The 17,475-nt window shown below is 67.5% G+C and carries 17 protein-coding genes and 2 tRNA genes; 11 read left to right on the top strand and 8 right to left on the bottom strand.

Annotation, left to right across the window (positions count from 1 at the left end; all coding sequences use genetic code 11):
* Window positions 1-127: 127 nt before the first annotated feature.
* Window positions 128-2,461 carry an inositol phosphate phosphatase SopB gene (locus JI739_RS07680; RefSeq protein ID WP_201683205.1) on the top strand — a complete coding sequence of 778 codons (2,334 nt, stop codon included), beginning with the start codon at window positions 128-130 and terminating at the stop codon, window positions 2,459-2,461.
* 39 nt (window positions 2,462-2,500) lie between these two features.
* On the top strand, window positions 2,501-3,169 hold the full coding sequence (gene plsY, locus JI739_RS07675) for a glycerol-3-phosphate 1-O-acyltransferase PlsY (RefSeq protein WP_201683204.1): 669 nt from the start codon (window positions 2,501-2,503) through the stop codon (window positions 3,167-3,169).
* Window positions 3,170-3,181: 12 nt separating this feature from the next.
* Here the strand turns inward: plsY and JI739_RS07670 are convergent, their stop codons facing one another.
* Genes JI739_RS07670 through JI739_RS24405 form a run of 3 tightly spaced genes read right to left on the bottom strand, consistent with a single transcriptional unit; the run spans window position 3,182 to window position 5,957 of the window.
* Window positions 3,182-4,792, bottom strand: a complete 1,611-nt coding sequence (locus JI739_RS07670) for an MFS transporter (RefSeq protein WP_201683203.1) — start codon at window positions 4,790-4,792, stop codon at window positions 3,182-3,184.
* A complete protein-coding gene (locus JI739_RS24410; protein WP_236589140.1) occupies window positions 4,792-5,475 on the bottom strand; it encodes a retropepsin-like aspartic protease family protein in 684 nt (227 codons plus the stop codon). Before JI739_RS24410 ends, JI739_RS07670 begins: the two co-directional genes overlap by 1 nt.
* Window positions 5,472-5,957, bottom strand: a complete 486-nt coding sequence (locus JI739_RS24405) for a YajQ family cyclic di-GMP-binding protein (RefSeq protein ID WP_236589106.1) — start codon at window positions 5,955-5,957, stop codon at window positions 5,472-5,474. The genes JI739_RS24410 and JI739_RS24405 overlap by 4 nt, the downstream gene beginning before the upstream one ends.
* A gap of 41 nt (window positions 5,958-5,998) precedes the next feature.
* Between JI739_RS24405 and murB the strand changes: the two genes are divergently transcribed.
* Complete coding sequence (murB, locus tag JI739_RS07660; RefSeq protein WP_201683202.1) at window positions 5,999-7,039, top strand: UDP-N-acetylmuramate dehydrogenase; 1,041 nt, start codon at window positions 5,999-6,001, stop codon at window positions 7,037-7,039.
* Here the strand turns inward: murB and JI739_RS07655 are convergent, their stop codons facing one another.
* The 5 genes from JI739_RS07655 to JI739_RS07635 all read right to left on the bottom strand — a co-directional run bounded on the left by JI739_RS07655 (window position 7,040) and on the right by JI739_RS07635 (window position 10,376).
* The gene (locus JI739_RS07655) at window positions 7,040-7,237 is read right to left on the bottom strand and encodes a hypothetical protein (RefSeq protein ID WP_201683201.1); all 198 of its coding nucleotides are present in this window, start codon (window positions 7,235-7,237) and stop codon (window positions 7,040-7,042) included.
* Window positions 7,238-7,362: 125 nt separating this feature from the next.
* Window positions 7,363-8,694, bottom strand: a complete 1,332-nt coding sequence (gene argG / locus JI739_RS07650) for an argininosuccinate synthase (RefSeq protein ID WP_201683200.1) — start codon at window positions 8,692-8,694, stop codon at window positions 7,363-7,365.
* A gap of 37 nt (window positions 8,695-8,731) precedes the next feature.
* Complete coding sequence (gene ppnP, locus JI739_RS07645; protein WP_201683199.1) at window positions 8,732-9,049, bottom strand: pyrimidine/purine nucleoside phosphorylase; 318 nt, start codon at window positions 9,047-9,049, stop codon at window positions 8,732-8,734.
* An 85-nt stretch (window positions 9,050-9,134) separates the two neighbouring features.
* Window positions 9,135-9,935 (bottom strand): glycine zipper 2TM domain-containing protein, encoded by an 801-nt coding sequence (locus JI739_RS07640; protein ID WP_201683198.1) that lies wholly within the window; start codon window positions 9,933-9,935, stop codon window positions 9,135-9,137.
* Between the two features lie 87 nt (window positions 9,936-10,022).
* Window positions 10,023-10,376, bottom strand: a complete 354-nt coding sequence (locus JI739_RS07635) for an ArsC family reductase (RefSeq protein WP_201683197.1) — start codon at window positions 10,374-10,376, stop codon at window positions 10,023-10,025.
* 35 nt (window positions 10,377-10,411) lie between these two features.
* Between JI739_RS07635 and folC the strand changes: the two genes are divergently transcribed.
* The 8 genes from folC (at window position 10,412) to JI739_RS07595 (ending at window position 17,434) form a co-directional block, all read left to right on the top strand.
* On the top strand, window positions 10,412-11,701 hold the full coding sequence (folC, locus tag JI739_RS07630; RefSeq protein WP_201683196.1) for a bifunctional tetrahydrofolate synthase/dihydrofolate synthase: 1,290 nt from the start codon (window positions 10,412-10,414) through the stop codon (window positions 11,699-11,701).
* Window positions 11,702-11,719: 18 nt separating this feature from the next.
* On the top strand, window positions 11,720-12,463 hold the full coding sequence (locus JI739_RS07625) for an SPOR domain-containing protein (RefSeq protein WP_201683195.1): 744 nt from the start codon (window positions 11,720-11,722) through the stop codon (window positions 12,461-12,463).
* Between the two features lie 12 nt (window positions 12,464-12,475).
* A complete protein-coding gene (locus tag JI739_RS07620; RefSeq protein ID WP_201683194.1) occupies window positions 12,476-12,964 on the top strand; it encodes a CvpA family protein in 489 nt (162 codons plus the stop codon).
* 5 nt (window positions 12,965-12,969) lie between these two features.
* Window positions 12,970-14,478, top strand: a complete 1,509-nt coding sequence (purF, locus tag JI739_RS07615) for an amidophosphoribosyltransferase (RefSeq protein ID WP_201683193.1) — start codon at window positions 12,970-12,972, stop codon at window positions 14,476-14,478.
* 130 nt (window positions 14,479-14,608) lie between these two features.
* On the top strand, window positions 14,609-15,820 hold the full coding sequence (locus JI739_RS07610) for an O-succinylhomoserine sulfhydrylase (RefSeq protein ID WP_201683192.1): 1,212 nt from the start codon (window positions 14,609-14,611) through the stop codon (window positions 15,818-15,820).
* 7 nt (window positions 15,821-15,827) lie between these two features.
* On the top strand, window positions 15,828-17,222 hold the full coding sequence (gene gltX, locus JI739_RS07605) for a glutamate--tRNA ligase (protein ID WP_201683191.1): 1,395 nt from the start codon (window positions 15,828-15,830) through the stop codon (window positions 17,220-17,222).
* Between the two features lie 22 nt (window positions 17,223-17,244).
* A tRNA-Ala gene (locus JI739_RS07600) sits at window positions 17,245-17,320 on the top strand.
* Between the two features lie 38 nt (window positions 17,321-17,358).
* Window positions 17,359-17,434 (top strand) — tRNA-Glu (locus JI739_RS07595).
* Window positions 17,435-17,475 lie beyond the last annotated feature (41 nt).

Raw genomic sequence — 17,475 nt, 5'->3', positions numbered from 1 at the left:
CAGGGGTGCGCGGCACCCCCCCCATTGACCGCAGGACACGCGGATGTGTTCAACCTTGATGCCGTCAAGAGGGCGGAGGGGGGGCGACCGCGCGCAGGCATCACCAAGCGCATCACGGAGGTCTGGAATGGACGGGAAATTGGCAGCATCAGTGCGAAGACCATCGACGCCGGCCGCATCCGCGGCATCCGCGGCATCCGCGGCATCCGCGGCATCCGCGGCATCCGCGGCATCGGCAGGGGAGGCCGCGGCGGCACAGCCCAAGCCAAGGCAGGTCGTCACGTTCCATTGGCAAGGCAAGGCTCTCGCGGATCGGCAGGTCAAGGATTTGATGGACATGGCGAGCTTGGCAAAGCTGTATGCGCAGGGCGGTGCGCTGGGCGCGGACGTCGATCGGCGCGTGGAGGGACTGCAGGGCTATAAAACGCTGCTCCAGGCCAAGATCTCGGCCATCGAGCAAAGCTGTAGTGGTGCCGAGGACAGGGTGGCCGACGAGTACTCGAAGACAGTGGAATTACTGGACCAGCGCATCGCGTTCCTGCAGGAGTCGGTGAAATCGCATGCGTTCAACGCGGAGCGCATGAAGCAGTCGCGCATCGCCTGCTGGGACGCCGCGGTGAGCGTGTTGCAGGAGGAGATTGGCAAGCACGAACCCGGTCCATACACAGGCGTGCTGGTCGGCTATCAGCGTGAACTCCAGAGGCGGCTTGACGCCATCCGCGGGGGTGCAACTGAACCAGGGGTGGGCGACCCGGCTGCCACGTTGGGCCCCTTGAAGAAGAAGGTCCTGTTCCGCCACGTGGCTGTCAAGCCCAGCGCCGCGGATGTGGCCCGTATCTTGAGCGGCCACGTCCACGGTGCGCCGCCTTGCGACGAGAAGGCCCTCGCCCTCGCGTGTGTCAAAGCAGCCTTGAAAGAAGCCAAGAAGCAGGCGGGCGGTTCAAGCCCTGGCCTCCTGGGCAAGCTTTCCAAGTTGCTGAACCCGCAGCGCGGCAAGGAGGGCGAACGAGCGAAACTGCAGTTCAGCAAAGTGTGGAATCGAACGCTCAACACGCGCCCGAACGAGGCATTCAAACGCACGATCCCCCTGCTGGACACCCGTTTTGGCTTGAAGGAAGTGACTTGCTCGCAAATGCCGGCGAAGCTCATGTCAGATGGTTTGAAAGACGCTTACCAGAAGGACGGGATCGAAGGCTCGAATTGCCACGACCTGGGCCAGTACCGCCATGCCACCAACCTGTATTGCTCGAAGATGGAGGGCGCCGGTGGGGCGCCGCTGCTGACCCTGGTACGCCACGGGGTTCATTCCGCGAGCGGCTTCACGGTGAAGGGAATCAAGCATCTCGATGACGCGGAGCTTGGCAAGGCCGTTCTCGATCTCATGACCCCCCAGATCAAGGCCGAGATAGGCGCTGGTCTGAAAAAGGCCGAGGCGCAGGGCTTGGTGTTCCGTGGGTCGTCGCGGGAAATAGCGCTCGCCAAATACATCCGTAGCCTCGATCCGAAGTCGGCAGAGTCGATCTTGGCTAAGTTGCGCCACCAGGCCAACGTGAATCGGGCAGTCGAAGCCGTCCAAGTGGCGGTGAGCGCCATGACGGACGAGCAGCGCAAGGCGGCGATTGCCAATGGGAGATTCACCATGTGCTCCGTATCGCTGATGTCGCCGGACACCTTCCGCGCGGACGGTGATCCGAAAGCCGACGAGCGGCGCATGTGGAGGGACCAGGAAGCCGCGTGGCAGGAAGTCTCCCGCACCGGGTTCATCTTGGACGGCCAAGACATCGCAGTCACCGTCCTCCCAATGAACCTGCCCGTCAACGAGCACGGCCTGGGCCTCGGGCGCGCGGTCGATGTCAACGTCGCCGATGCCAGGGACCGGGAGTCGCTCAAGGCGCTGCTCGGGAGCGATTTCGAGCAGCAGGCAAAAGACGCGAGCAAGCACAAGACGGGTCTGAACATCATTGGCGGCTTGGTCGGCGATCACCTGAAAACTCTCCCGGAAGGGTCGCCGCAGCGCAGCGTCGTCACGAAACTGGCCGGCCAGGTGGCCCAGCTGTTCGCGAGCGGCGCCTACAAGTCGGCCTCAGGCGACCCGTACAAACTCGCCAGCCGGATCCTCGTGCTGAGCGACATGATCGGCCTGTCGACGCTGGTCAACTGCAAGAGCGGCAAGGACCGCACGGGCGAAGCCGATGTCCACGCCCGGCACTTGCGCATCCTGATCGAGCAGACCGGCGACGTGCCGGAGCCCGGGGAGACGCTCACCGAGCTGCAGAAGCAGCAGATGCTGGAGTTGCACGAGAACGGCGGCAACCGTGAGATCCAGTTCTGGAACACCAACCATGCCGGCACCAAGCAGGAATACTTCAAGGACCTGCACGAGGCGCGCTACGGCATGACCGGCAAGAAGGATCATCGGTTCGTCACCTACTTCGGATCGGCCAAGCGCGCGGGCAGCTGATCACGGTAGCTCGGCGGACGGCTGGCAGAATCGGCTGCCATGCATTCCGCCGCTCCCATCCTCGCCGCCCTGGCGGCCTACCTCCTGGGTTCACTCGCCTTCGCGGTCATCGTCAGCCGCATCATGGGCCTGTCCGATCCGCGCACCTTCGGCAGCGGCAACCCTGGCGCCACCAATGTGCTGCGCTCGGGCAACAAGGCGGCCGCGGCGCTCACGCTGCTGTTCGATGCGCTCAAGGGCCTGGTGCCGGTGTTGCTGGTCAAGGCCTACGGCGCGCCCTATGGCATGGTGGAAGGCACGATCGCGCTGGTGGGCGTGGCCGCCTTCCTGGGCCACCTGTATCCCGTGTTCCTGCGCTTCAAGGGCGGCAAGGGCGTCGCCACCTTCCTGGGCGTGGTGTTCGGCATCGACTGGGTGCTGGGCCTGGCGACCGCGCTGACCTGGTTGATCATCGCCTTCTTCTTCCGCTATTCGTCGCTGGCCTCGCTGGTGGCGTCCATCTTCGCGCCCGTGTACTTCCTGCTGGGGGACGGCATCGCCTGGTCGGCCGATGCGCCGGCCGTGGCGGCGTTGTTCTTCATGGCCCTGCTGCTGGCGATCCGCCACGGGCCAAACATCAATCGGCTGTTCCAGGGCACCGAGACCCGCATCGGCGGCGGCAAGGGTGGCAAGGGCGGCGCGGGCAAGCCCACGGCCAAGCGGCACTGACCGGGCCAGCCGCTACAGCTGCTCCAGCAGGTAGCGGGTGACGCGCGGCGGCTCGTTGCCGATGTGGAACTTCAGGCGCTGTTCGCGCAGCTTGGCATCGGTGGCCGTGAGGCGGTCGAAGCGCCGCAGGTGCTCGGTCCAGGATTCGTCCACCACCTGCTCCACATAGCGGCCGGGCTCGCCCAGGTCGTGCAGCAGCTGCCACTCGAGCGCGCCCTGCTGCAGGCGGCTTCGGCGGCTGTGCTCCATCAGCTCCAGGAATTCGGCCGAGCGTTCGGGATCGATGAGGTATTCGACGCTCACCATCACGCGGCCCGAGCGTTGGGGCGAGGCGATGTCGGGCACCTTGAGCACGTTGGCGGGCGTGAGGTCTTCCTCGGTGCCGCGATCGGGCATCAGGCGGTAGGCCAGTGCCATCGTGACGATGGCGCTGGCGGCCGAGATCAGCAGCGCATCGTGGATGTTGGTCACGGTGGCGATCTGGCCCCACAGCGCCGCGCCCGTGGCTGTGGCGCCCATGATGGCCATCTGGTAGATCGACATGCCGCGTGCGCGCACCCAGTCGGGCAAGGCCATCTGGGCGGACAGCGTGAGCGAGTTGGCGGTGGAGATCCAGGCCGTGCCCGAGATGAACATGGTGGGCACCGCGATCCACACCGTGTTCGCGTGCGCCAGGGCCGCGGCGCTGAGGGCCTGCAGCACGGTACCTGTCACCAGCAGCTGGGGCACGGTGATGATTCGACGAATCCGCGGCATCAACAGCGCCGCCGCGATCGCGCCGGCCCCCATGGAGGACAACAGCAGGGTGAAGGTGGCCGGCCCGCCCCCGGGCAGCGCGCGGGCCAGCAGCGGCAGCAGCGCCATGATGGCCGTGGAGTGCAGGAAGAACAGCGACACCCGCAGCATCGCCAGGCGCATGCGGTAGGACTGGCGCACGTACTGCAAGCCGACCCGCATGGCGCTGGTCAGGCGTTCGCGGCCCAGCGGGCTTTCCTTGTGCTCGCGCCGCCACCGCATGATGATGAAACCGGCGATCAGCGACAGCAGGGCGTTCAGCACGAACACCCAGGCCGTGCCCACGCTGGCGATCACGGCCCCTGCCACCAGCGGGCCGACGATGCGCGAGCCGTTCATCGCGATGCCGTTCAGGGCCAGCCCCTGCGGCAGCTGCGACCGGGGCAGCACCTCCGGCATGATGGCCGCGAACACCGGCCAGCGCATGGCCATGCCCACGCCGTTGGCGAAGGTGAGCGCGAGCAGCAGCGGCGCGTTCATCCAACCGAGCAGCACCGCGATGCACAGCACGCTGGCGATGCCGGCCACCCAGAACTGCGTGACCATGAAGTAGCGCCGGCGGTCGACGATATCGGCCAATGCGCCGCTGGGCAGGCCGAGCAGGAACACCGGCAACGTGGAGGCCGCCTGCACCAGCGCCACCCACAGCGGGGTGGGCGCCAGCGAGGTCATGAGCCAGGCCGCCGCCACCTCGTTCATCCACATGGTGGTGTTGGCCGCGAACCAGGCGAGCCACAGCATGCGGAACACCGGCAGGCGCAGCGGCCCGAGCGCGGAGCCGTGCGAGGCGTCCGTGGGCTGCGTGGCAAGCCGGTCGTAACGGGCCATCAGTAGCGTCGCTCCAGCACCATCTGGTCGTTTTCGCGGGTCATTTGGAACCGGGTGAGGAAGCTGTTGCCCAGCAGCATCTGCGGCATGGGGCGCGATACCACGATGGCGTCGACGTTGAACACCTCGACGTCGCCAATGCGCAGCGAGGTCAGCTTGAGTTGCCAGCCGTTGGCGGGCCCGTTGGCCGTGCTCACGGTGACCGGCCGTCCGCTGCGATGGTCAAGTCCCAGCCGCTCGGCGTCGTCGGAGCCGATGCCGACCATGGAAGCGCCGGTGTCGACCATGAACCGCATCGGGCGACCATTGACCGTGGCCAGGCCGGTGAAGTGGCCGTGACTGCCCGCCGTGAGCACGATGCGCCGGCCTTTATTCGCCGTGCCGCCGCCGACGCTGGCCGGTGAGTCGCCCACGCGCAGGGTCTGGCGCCGGCCGGCGATCTCGACATCGGCTTCACCGGCGCCCACCGACAAGAGCTTCACGCCCTGGTGAGACTCGCCCGGCGCAAGCGCCCTCGGTGCGCCGCCGCCGACGATCACCAGGGCGCGCTGGCCCATGGTGCCCTGCAGGCTCACCGTGCCCTCGGCCCAGCCCGGCGACGGGGCAAGCGCTCCCACCAGCAAGCCGAATGCAGCGGCCCGGCCGAAGCCAGCGCGAGTGGCCGGGCGGGTGAGGGTCGTCAATCGCGGAAGTTGTTGAAGCTCAGCGGCAGGTCGGTGATGTCCTTGCGGATCAGCGCCATGGCGGCCTGAAGGTCGTCGCGCTTGGCGCCGCTGACGCGCACGGCGTCGCCCTGGATGGCGGCCTGCACCTTGAGCTTGCTGTCCTTGATCAGCTTCTGGATCTTCTTGGCCGCCTCGCTCTCGATGCCGTTTCGCACCTTGACCACCTGCTTGACCTTGTCGCCGCCGATCTTCTGCACGCTGCCCTTGTCGAGGAAGCGCACGTCGACGTTGCGCTTGGCGAGCTTGCTGGTGAGGATGTCCTCGACCTGCTGGAGCTGGAACTCGGCGTCGCCGAAAAGGGTGATCTCCTTTTCCTTGATCTCGATCGCGGCCGACGTGCCCTTGAAATCGAAGCGGGTTCCGATCTCCTTGGCGGTGTTGTCGACGGCATTCTTCACTTCGACGAGGTCGGGCTCGCACACAGTGTCGAAAGATGGCATGAAGGCTCCGTATCCCAGTTCGCGAATGCGACAATTCTCCCATGATCGTCGAGCAAAACGTGCCGCTGCAGGCCCACAACAGCTTCGGCATCGTCGCCAAGGCGCGTGAGCTGGTGCGCGTGCGCAGCGAGGACGACGTGCTTGCGGTGCTGGCCGACCCGGAGCTGGCGGCGGGCCCCAAGTTCGTGTTGGGCGGTGGCAGCAACATCGTGCTGACCGGTGACGTGAAATGCCTCGTGCTGAAGGTCGAGATCCCCGGCATCCGCGTGGTCGAGGACGGCCCCCGCGCCACCGTCATCGAGGCCGGTGCCGGCGAGAACTGGCACGACTTCGTCACCTGGACCCTCGAGCACGGGTTTCCCGGCCTGGAGAACCTGGCCTTGATCCCCGGCAGCGTCGGCGCCTCGCCGGTTCAGAACGTGGGCGCCTATGGCGTCGAGGTGCAGGACCGCTTCGAGTCGCTCGATGCCATCCACCTCGAAAGTGGCCGCGTGTTCACGCTGAACGCGGCCGAATGCGCCTTCGACTACCGCGACTCGGTGTTCAAGCATTCGCCAGCCCGCACGGGCGACCTGGGCCTGGCCGGGCGCGCGATCATTTTGCGGGTGCGGTTCCGCCTGCCCAAGCCCTGGCGGCCTGTCATCGGCTATGTGGACCTCGCCCGCAAGCGGGTCGAGACGGGCGTCGACGAGCCTTCGCCGCGCCAGGTGTACGAGTGGGTGTGCGCGGCGCGCCAGCACAAGCTGCCCGACCCACGGGTGCTGGGCAACGCGGGCAGCTTCTTCAAGAACCCCACGGTCACGCCCGAGCAGTGCATGGACATCATCGCGCGCGAGCCCAACATCGTGCATTACCCCATGCCCGACGGCTCGGTGAAGCTGGCTGCGGGCTGGCTCATCGATGCCTGCGGCTGGAAGGGCAAGTCGGTGGGCAACGCGGGCGTCTACGAGAAGCAGGCGCTGGTGCTGGTCAATCGCGGGGGCGCCACCGGCGGTGAAGTGGTCACGCTGGCGCGCGCCATCCAGACCAGCGTGTACGAGCGGTTCGGGATTCGCCTCGAACCCGAACCGGTCGTGGTCTGATCAATACGGGCCGGGGCGGTCAGTGCGGCTGCTGACGTCGCTGCCGCTGGCCTTTCCGCTGAGGTTGCGGCCCGCTTCCTTCAGATTCGCCTTGGCGCGGGCGGCCTCCATCGGGTGCTTGTTGCGGTAGGCATCCCAGGCTTTCTTGGCGATGCCTGAAGTGATGGCGAGCATGACGGCTTTCCTGAGCAGGGCCATGGTGGGTTCCTTTCCAAGGTGGTTCCAGTGATAGAACCAGCTTAGGCCCGACCACGCCGAACGTGCGGGCGAAGAAGTCGGGGCCGCGCGTCAGCGGCGCCCTACGGCAGTCGCCGCCCCGTGCTTCAGTTGCCGCCGGCCAGCTTCAGCAGCTCGTCGGCATCCGGGCCCGACAGCAGCCCGGCGCGCGCGTACACGCCGAGCTTGTCGCGCGTGTCGGTGATGTCGAGATTGCGCATGGTGAGTTGGCCGATGCGGTCGCGCGGCGAGAACATCGACTCCCCCTTTTCCATGGTCAGCCGCTCGGGCTGGTAGGTGAGATTGGGCGATTCGGTGTTCAGCAGGCTGTAGTCGTTGCCGCGGCGCAGCTCCAGCGTCACTTCGCCGGTGATGGCGCGGGCCACCCAGCGTTGCGCGGTCTCGCGCAGCATCATGGCCTGCGAGTCGAACCAGCGGCCCTGGTACAGCAGGCGCCCAAGTCGGCGGCCGTTGTCGCGGTATTGCTCGATCGTGTCTTCGTTGTGGATGCCGGTGACCAGGCGCTCGTAGGCGATGAACAGCAGCGCCAGCCCGGGGGCCTCGTAGATGCCGCGGCTCTTGGCTTCGATGATGCGGTTCTCGATCTGGTCACTCATGCCCAAGCCGTGGCGACCGCCGATGCGGTTGGCTTCGAGGATCAGCTCGACCGGGTCGCTGAAGCTGCGCCCGTTCAGGGCCACCGGCTGGCCTTCCTCGAAGCGCACGGTGACTTCCTCGGCCTTGACGGCCACGTCGTCGCGCCAGAAGGCCACGCCCATGATGGGGTTGACGATGCGGATGCCGGAGTTCAGGTGCTCCAGGTCCTTGGCCTCGTGCGTGGCCCCGAGCATGTTCGAGTCGGTGGAGTAGGCCTTCTCGGCCGACATCTTGTAGGCGAAGCCAGCCTTCTGCATGAACGCCGACATCTCCGCGCGGCCGCCGAGTTCGTCGATGAAGGCTTGGTCCAGCCAGGGCTTGTAGATCTTCAGGCTGGGGTTGGTGAGCAAGCCATAGCGGTAGAAGCGCTCGATGTCGTTGCCCTTGAAGGTGCTGCCGTCACCCCAGATGTGGACGTCGTCCTCTTTCATGGCCGCCACCAGCATGGTGCCCGTGACGGCGCGGCCCAGCGGCGTGGTGTTGAAGTAGGTGAGGCCGCCCGTGGAGATGTGGAAGGCACCGGCCTGCAGGGCAGCGATGCCTTCCTGCGCCAGCTGCCGCCGGCAGTCGATCAACCGGGCCTTCTCGGCGCCGTACAGCATGGCCTTGCGCGGGATCTCGTCGTAGTCGGGCTCGTCCGGCTGGCCCAGGTTGGCGGTATAGGCGTACGGAATGGCGCCCTTGCCGCGCATCCAGTGCAGGGCCGCACTGGTGTCCAGGCCGCCGGAGAAGGCGATGCCGACCTTTTGCCCGACGGGCACGTGTTCGAGGATGGTGCTCATGGAAGTGTGCTGAAGGCTGGGACGGGGGCGGGCTGCTTCAGCCGAAGTGGCAGATGTAGTGGTACGGCTCGGTCACGCGGATCTCGAAGCTGGAGCTGCCCGGCACACTGAACTTGTCGCCGGCGCGGCTGGTGGTCCACGCCGCCTGGCCCTTCAGCCGCCACTCGCAGGAGCCGGCGACGCATTCCATGATTTCGGGCGCGGCGGTTTCGAAGGTGAGTTGCGCGGGCAGGATCACGCCCACCGACTTGCGCGTGCCGTCGGCCAGCGTGATGCGATGGCTCACGCACTTGCCGTCGAAGTAGACGTTGGCCTGGGTGGTGACGGTGACGCCGTCGATCTGTTCGGTGGTCATGGGCTGCCCGGTTCGCCGTTGGAAAACCCGGCATTTTAGGGCGCGGCGGCAGGCGCCCCGACGGGGTGGCCTGCGCGCGCGGCGGTCACCGCCAGTGGCGGTGGCCCCGTCCGGAATGACGGATGTAACCCAGGCTCAGGGAGACCCGTGGCGGCGCGTAGTAGGAATACGGCGCGTACAGCGGCGCATAGGGTGCGTAAGGCGCATAGACGGGAGCCGGGTACACCGGGTGGGGCGTGACATAGGTCACTGGCGGCGTGACCACCCATTCGCGCAGGATGGTGGCCTCTGGCGTGCCCGTGCCTGCCGGGATCGGCGCCTGCCGGATGGATTGGGCAGGTTGCACCGGTGTCGCGGCCGAAGCGGCCGATGCCGTGGCAGGGGCGCTCTGCGATAGGTTTCCGGCCGCCGTCGGCACCAGTTGCAGCGAGATGGTGGGCCCTGGGTCGTGCGGCATCTGCACGGTGTACTGGCCGCCCCTCCACTCGTAGGTGACGTCGTAGGCGACGGTGCGGTTTTCGTAGAAGGTCTGCGTGGTGCACTGCGTCTGCTGCTGCAGCTGGCTGCGCGGGCCCTCGACCCGGTCGCCCACCATGGCCCCGCCCACGGCGCCGATCACCGTGGCCAGGGCGCGCCCGCCGCCGTCACCGATGCCGTGGCCGGCAGCGCCGCCCACCAGGGCACCCAGCAAGGCGCCGCCCCCTGAGCTGGGCTGCTGGACCACGACGGGTTGGGAATTGCAGATCTGGCGGGGCACCGCGACCTGCTGGATCACGGGCACGCTGGAGATGACGCGGCCGACCTCCTGGGGCTGGGCCTGCGCATGGATCGCTGGGGCGACCAGGGTGAGGGCGCCTAGAGCGCCCGACGCCAGGGACTTCTTCATGGGAACCTCGCGGGCACGGATGCAAAGAGACTCATTCTAGGCAGCGCCAGGCCGGCGTGCTCGGGTGTCAAGTACCCCGGCTCAGGCTCATCCGGCCAGCTGTTGCTGCCAGGCCCGGGCATCGAAGCCCGCCGTCGTGCGGGCGTCGCTCCACTCGACCACCGGCCGCTTGATGAGGCTGGGCTCCTGCAGCATCAAGGACCGGGCGCTCGCGGCGTCGACCACCCGCGCCTGCGTCGTCGCGTCGAGCTTGCGCCAGGTGGTGCCGCGCCGATTGAGCAGCGTCTCCCAGCCGAGCTGCGCGCTCCAGCGATCGAGGCGATCGGCCGGCACGCCGGCCTTCTTGAAGTCGTGGAAGTGGTGCTCGATGTGGTGCTCGCTGAGCCAGGCTCGAGCCTTCTTCACCGTGTCGCAGTTGGGGATGCCATAGAGGACGATCATGGGCGCGAATCGTAAAGCTGGACAATCGCCGCCCCATGGACACCTTGCAAGACTGGCTGGCGCACTGCGAGCGCCTGCACCCCAAGACCATCGCGCTCGGCCTGGAGCGCGTCCGACAGGTGGCGCAGCGGCTCGCCCTGCGCTTCGACTGCCCGGTGATCACGGTGGCCGGCACCAATGGCAAGGGCTCCACCTGCGCGATGCTCGAAGCCATCGCCGGCCAGGCGGGCTGGCGCTGCGGTGTCTACACCTCGCCGCACCTGGTGCACTTCGAGGAGCGTTGCCGCGTCCGCGGCGAGGCCGTGGCGGCCGACCAGCTGGTGCCGCACTTCGAGCGCGTCGAGGCCGCACGCCAGGGCGTGGAGCTGACCTATTTCGAATTCACCACGCTGGCCATCCTGAGCCTGATGGCCGACTCCGGCCTTGACCTTGCCATCCTCGAGGTAGGGCTGGGCGGGCGGCTCGACGCGGTGAACGTCATCGACGGCGACTGCGCCATCATCACCAGCATCGACCTGGACCACCAGGAGTTCCTGGGGAACGACCGCGAGCAGATCGGCCGCGAAAAGGCGGGCATCCTGCGACCCGGCCGACCGGCCGTGGTGAGCGATCCGGTGCCGCCGCAAAGCGTGATCGACCATGCGCAGGAGATCGGCACCGACCTGTGGCTGCTGGGGCGCGACTTCAACTTCTCGGGCGACAAGCAGCAGTGGGCGTGGGCCGGCCGCGGCCGTCGCTATTCGGGCCTGGCGTATCCAGCACTGCGTGGGGCCAACCAGTTGATCAACGCCTCGGGCGTGCTGGCGGCACTGACGGCCCTGCGTGAGCGCGTGCCGGTGACGGCCCAGGCGGTGCGTACCGGCCTGGCGCTGGTCGAACTGCCCGGGCGCTTCCAGATCGTGCCCGGCCAGCCCACGCTGGTGCTGGACGTGGCGCACAACCCGCACTCGGTGGCGGCCCTGGTCGCCAACCTCGACGCGATGGGCTTCTATCCCTGCACGCATGTGGTGTGCGGCGCCATGGCCGACAAGGACCTGGACACCATGTTGCGCCGGATGGAGCCGCTGGCCGACCGCTGGTACTTCTGCGACCTGCCCACGGCGCGTGCCGCGTCGGCGGTCGGCCTGAAGGCCCGGTGGGAAGCCCTGCGCACCCGAGCGGACGTGACCGCGAGTGAGCACGCCAGTCCCCGCGCGGCCCTCGCAGCCGCGGCGGCCGCGGCGGACCCCGCTGATAGAATCGTCGCCTTCGGGTCGTTCTACACCGTAGGCGGCATCCTCGAAGGCGGCGTGCCTCGCTTGCAGGCACCGCACCTGCGGTCCTAATCCTCACCACGCGAGGCAATGGCTTTCTTCAAGTTCCGCAAAGGCGAGCGCGAATCGGTCGCCCGGCCGGCTGCCCCATCCGAGAGCGTGGAAGCCATGCGCAAGCGGGCGCGCCAAAGGCTCATCGGCGCCGGTGTGCTGGTACTGGCCGGCGTGATCGGCTTTCCCTTGCTGTTCGACACCCAGCCCCGGCCGGTGGCGGTCGATATTCCCATCGAGATTCCGGACCGCCACAAGAGCGCACCGGTGAGCCAGGCCCCGCCGACCGTTCCGGTTCCTCCGGCCGCCGCCACGGCGGCAGCACCTCCTGCGTCCGCCCCGACGACGGCTGCTCCCGCAGCGGTCGCGCCGGCACCGGCCGCGTCCGCGGTCGCCCCTGCCGCGCCACCGGCGCCTGCCGCCCTGGCTGCCCCGCCATCGCCTGCGCGCAGCGAGGCCCGCGCCGAGCCGCAGCGCCAGGCGCCCGATGAGGCCGCTCGAGCCAAGGCCCTGCTCGAAGGCCGTGAGCCGGCGGTCACCGCCGCGGCGGCAGATGGTCGTTACGTGGTCCAGGTCGGCGCATTCGCCGAGGCCGGCAAGGCGCGCGAGGTGCGCCAGCGACTCGAGCGGGCGGGGGTGAAAACCTACGTGCATGTGGCCGAGACCAAGGACGGTCCCCGCATCCGCGTGCGGGTCGGCCCCTTCACCAGCCGGACCGAGGCCGATCGCGCCGCGCAGAAGATCAAGGGCCTGGATTTGCCGGCGGCGATCCTCACCTTGTAGCGGGCGGGCCGCATGCCGCTGCTCGACTGGGTGTTCGTTGCCGCGCTGGGTTTGTCGGTGTTGATCGGCGCCTGGCGCGGGTTCGTGTACGAGTTGATGTCGCTGCTGGGCTGGATCGCGGCCTTCATCGCCGCCCAGTGGCTGGCGCCCGAGGTGGCAGCCTGGCTGCCCATGGGGCAGGCGAGCCAGCCGCTGCGCTACGCGGTGGCGTTCGCGGTGTTGTTCGTGGTGGCGGTGTTCGTCGCCGGCCTGCTGGCGGCGGTGGCGCGCAAGCTGATCGCCGCGGTGGGCCTGCGGCCCGCCGACCGGGTGCTGGGCACCGCCTTCGGCGTGATGCGCGGGGTGGTCATCGTGCTGGCCATCACGGTGGTGTTCCTGCTGGTGCCACTGACCCACACCAGCACCTGGCGCGAATCGAGCGGCGCACCGATGGCGGTGTCCGCCATCAGAGGATTGAAACCGATGTTGCCCGAGCGGTTCGGGCGGTATCTACCGGGGTAAACGCAATGTGCGGAATCGTCGGCGTTGTGAGCAACGCGCCAGTCAACCAGCTGATCTACGACGCCTTGCTGCTGCTGCAGCACCGCGGCCAGGATGCGGCGGGCATCGTGACCCAGCAAAGTCGCAAGTTCTTCATGCACAAGGCCAAGGGCATGGTGCGCGACGTGTTCCGCACCCGCAACATGCGGGCCCTGCCGGGCAACGTGGGCCTGGGCCAGGTGCGCTACCCGACGGCGGGCAATGCGTACAACGAGGAGGAGGCCCAGCCCTTCTACGTCAACGCGCCCTTCGGCATCGTGCTGGTCCACAACGGCAACCTCACCAACGCGCAGGCGCTGAAGGCCGAGCTGTTCTCCACCGATCACCGGCACATCAACACCGAGAGCGATTCGGAGGTGCTGCTCAACGTCTTCGCGCACGAACTCGATCGCGCCAGCCGCGGCCTGGCACTGCAGCCCAGTGACGTGTTCGCCGCGGTCGCGGCGGTGCATCGGCGGGTGCGCGGCTCGTACGCGGTGATCGCGCTGATCGCCGGCCACGGCGTGGTGGCCTTCCGCGACCCCTATGGCATCCGTCCGCTGTCGATGGGGCGCAGCGCCGAAGGCACCGTGATGCTGGCCAGTGAGTCGGTGGCGCTCGAGGGCACCGGCCATGCGTTCGAGCGCCATGTGGCACCCGGCGAGGCCGTGTTCATCGACACCGCCGGCCAGGTGCACGCGCAGCAATGCGCCGAACATCCGCGGCTTTATCCCTGTGTCTTCGAGTACGTCTACCTGGCGCGGCCCGATTCGGTCATGGACGGCATCTCGGTCTACCAGGCGCGACTGAACCTCGGCGAGGCATTGGCCAAGCGCGTGATCTCCACCGTGCCACCCAACGAGATCGACGTCGTCATCCCGATTCCGGAGTCGAGCCGCCCCAGTGCGATGCAATTGGCGCAGCTGCTGGGCATTCCGTACCGCGAAGGTTTCGTCAAGAACCGCTATGTCGGCCGCACCTTCATCATGCCGGGGCAGGGCGTGCGCAAGAAGTCGGTTCGCCAGAAGCTCAATGTGATCAGCAGCGAGTTCAAGGGCCGCAACGTGCTGCTGGTGGACGACTCCATCGTGCGCGGCACCACCAGCCGCGAGATCGTGCAGATGGCCCGCGACGCCGGAGCCCGCAAGGTGTACCTGGCCAGCGCCGCACCGCCCGTGCGCTTCCCCAACGTCTACGGCATCGACATGCCCACGCGCGAGGAACTGGTGGCACATGGCCGCAGCGTCGATGAAGTCCGCGCCCTGATCGGCTGCGACGCGCTGATCTACCAGGACGTCGATGGCATGAAGCGCGCGATCGGCTCGCTCAATCCGGCGCTGAACGGCTTCGACGCCTCGTGCTTCGATGGCGTCTACGTCACCGGCGACATCGACCCCACGGACATCGCCCGCATCAACGAGGCGCGCGTGGGCCAGGAAGATCCGCTGGACGAGACCACCTCGCGGCTGGCCCTGCCGAACGCACAGGAGTCGTGATGCCCCCCCCGAAGCGCCTGCGGCGCTCCCCCCGGGGGGGCGCCACCAGCGGGCCGGCAAAGCCGGCCCGGGCGTTCGGCCACTTCTGTCGTGCCGGGCGGGCGATGCCCGGCATCCGTGGAGAACTGATATGAATGCAAAACCGCTGCCCGAAGGCCTGCACCTGGACACCCTGGCCGTTCGCGCCGCCGTGGACAAGAGCCAGTGGGGCGAGAACTCCGAGGCCTTGTACCTCACCTCCAGCTTCACCCAGCCTGATTGCGAGACCGCCGCGCGTCGCTTCGCCGGGGAAGAAGACGGCTACATCTACTCGCGCTTCACCAACCCCACCGTGGCCAGCATGGAGATGCGGCTGGCGGCGATGGAAGGCACCGAGGCGGCCATCGCCGCCGCCAGCGGCATGGGCGCGATCCTGCTGCTTTGCATGGGCCTGCTCAAGGCCGGCGACCACGTGGTGTGCTCGCGCTCGGTGTTCGGCTCGACCATCAAGCTCATCGCCGGCGAATTCGGCAAGTTCGGCGTCGAGAGCAGCTTCGTCTCGCAAACCGACCTGGCCGAGTGGAAGGCCGCCATCCGGCCCCACACGAAGTTGCTGTTCGCCGAGACGCCCACCAACCCGCTCACCGAGGTTTGCGACATCCGCGCATTGGCCGACCTCGCCCACGAAGCGGGCGCCCTGCTGGCGGTCGACAACTGCTTCTGCACCCCGGCCCTGCAAAAGCCCGCCAGCCTCGGAGCAGACGTGGTGGTTCACTCGGGCACCAAGTACCTCGACGGGCAGGGCAGGGTCATCGCCGGCGCGGTCTGCGCCAGCAACGCTCTGATCCGCGACAAGCTGGTGCCCGTGATGCGCAGCGCCGGCATCACCTTGTCGCCCTTCAACGCGTGGGTGGTGCTCAAGGGGCTCGAGACGCTGGGTATCCGCATGGAAGCGCAATCGCTGCGGGCGCTGGAGCTGGCGCGCTGGCTCGAATCGCATCCCGCCGTCGAGCGCGTGTACTACCCGGGCCTGCCCAGCCATCCGCAACACGAACTGGCCATGGCGCAGCAATCGGGTCGGGGTGGGGCCGTGGTGTCCTTCGACGTGAAAGGTGCCGAGCCGGACAGCGCGCGAAGCAATGCCTTCCGCGTGATCGACGCCACGCAACTGATGTCCATCACCGCCAACCTGGGCGACGTCAAGACCATCATCACCCAGCCGGCCAGCACCTCGCACGGACGCCTGACCGAGCAGCAACGCCTGGCCGCCGGCATCCGCCAGAACCTGATCCGGGTCGCCGTCGGCCTGGAACATCTCGACGACATCAAGGCCGACCTCTCGCGCGGCCTCGACCTGGTTTGATCACACCGTGACCGTTCGCACCCGATTCGCACCGTCGCCCACGGGCTTCATCCACCTGGGCAACATCCGCTCGGCCCTGTATCCCTGGGCCTTCGCGCGCTCGCAGGGCGGCGCCTTCATCCTTCGCATCGAGGACACCGACCAGGAGCGCTCCAGCCAGGAGGCCGTGGATGTCATCCTGCAGGGCATGTCCTGGCTCGGCCTCGACCATGACGAGGGGCCCTACTACCAGATGCAGCGCATGGACCGCTACCGCGAGGTGCTGGCGCGCATGAAGGACGAGGGCCTGGTGTATCCCTGCTACATGAGCGTGGCCGAACTCGACGCGCTGCGCGAGCGGCAGATGGCCAACAAGGAGAAGCCGCGCTATGACGGCACCTGGAGGCCCGAGCCCGGCAAGCAGTTGCCTCCCCTCCCCGCGGGCGTGCAGCCGGTGCTGCGCTTTCGCAACCCGCAGGGCGGCCTGGTGGCCTGGGACGACAAGGTGAAGGGCCGCATCGAGATCAGCAACGATGAACTCGACGACCTCGTGATCGCGCGGCCGGACGGTACGCCCACCTATAACTTCTGCGTGGTGGTCGACGACATCGACATGCGCATCACGCACGTGATCCGCGGTGATGACCACGTGAACAACACGCCGCGCCAGATCAACATCTTCCGCGCGCTGGGGCAGGAGCCGCCGGTCTACGCGCACCTGCCCACGGTGCTGAACGAGCGCGGCGAGAAGATGAGCAAGCGCAATGGCGCCAAGGCGGTCACGCAGTTCCGCGACGAAGGTTTCCTGGCCGAGGCAGTGGTCAACTATCTCGCTCGCCTGGGCTGGTCGCACGGCGACGACGAGATCTTCACGCGCGAGCAGTTCCTGCAATGGTTTGATCTCGACCACCTGGGCCGCAGCGCGGCGCAGTTCGACGAGGCCAAGCTGCGCTGGGTCAATGCGCAGCACATGAAGCTGGCCGGTGACGAACGCCTGGCCGAACTCGTCGCCGAGCGCCTGCGCCAGCGCGGCATCGAGCCCGATGCGCGGCTCGCGCCGATCTGCGGCCTCTTCAAGGACCGCTGCGACAGCACGGTGGTGCTGGCCGACTGGGCGCAGAAGTTCTACCGCCCCATCGAAGCCTCGGCGGAGGAACTGGCGCGACATGTCACCGACGCGGTACGACCCGCCATCGGCATCCTGGCGCGCATGCTCGAAGCCTGTGAGTGGACGCAGCCGGCCATCAACGAGGCCATCAAGGAAACGCTGCGCGCCACGGGCCTGAAGATGCCGCAGTTGGCCATGCCCGTGCGCGTACTGGTCCTGGGCACCGCGCAGACGCCATCGCTCGATGCCGTGCTCGCGCTCAATGACAAAAAAGAAGTGGTGGCTCGGCTGCTGAAGGGCCAAAACCCGTTGTAGAATTTCGGTCTCGACGCCAGACGGGGGTATAGCTCAGCTGGGAGAGCGCTTGCATGGCATGCAAGAGGTCAGCGGTTCGATCCCGCTTACCTCCACCATCAAACGTCGAGTCGGAACTGAAAAGTCCCAAGGTTATGACCCTATCGTCTAGAGGCCTAGGACATCACCCTTTCACGGTGAGTACCGGGGTTCGAATCCCCGTAGGGTCGCCAAGTTTGGTTGCACTTGAACTCCATTGGAGTTGAACGCAACC

Source organism: Ramlibacter aurantiacus, from assembly GCF_016722895.1.
In the GTDB taxonomy this organism is placed as follows: domain Bacteria; phylum Pseudomonadota; class Gammaproteobacteria; order Burkholderiales; family Burkholderiaceae_C; genus Ramlibacter; species Ramlibacter aurantiacus.
Note: the sequence above shows the minus strand (reverse complement) of the source record. Positions and strands in the feature narration are given on the sequence as shown.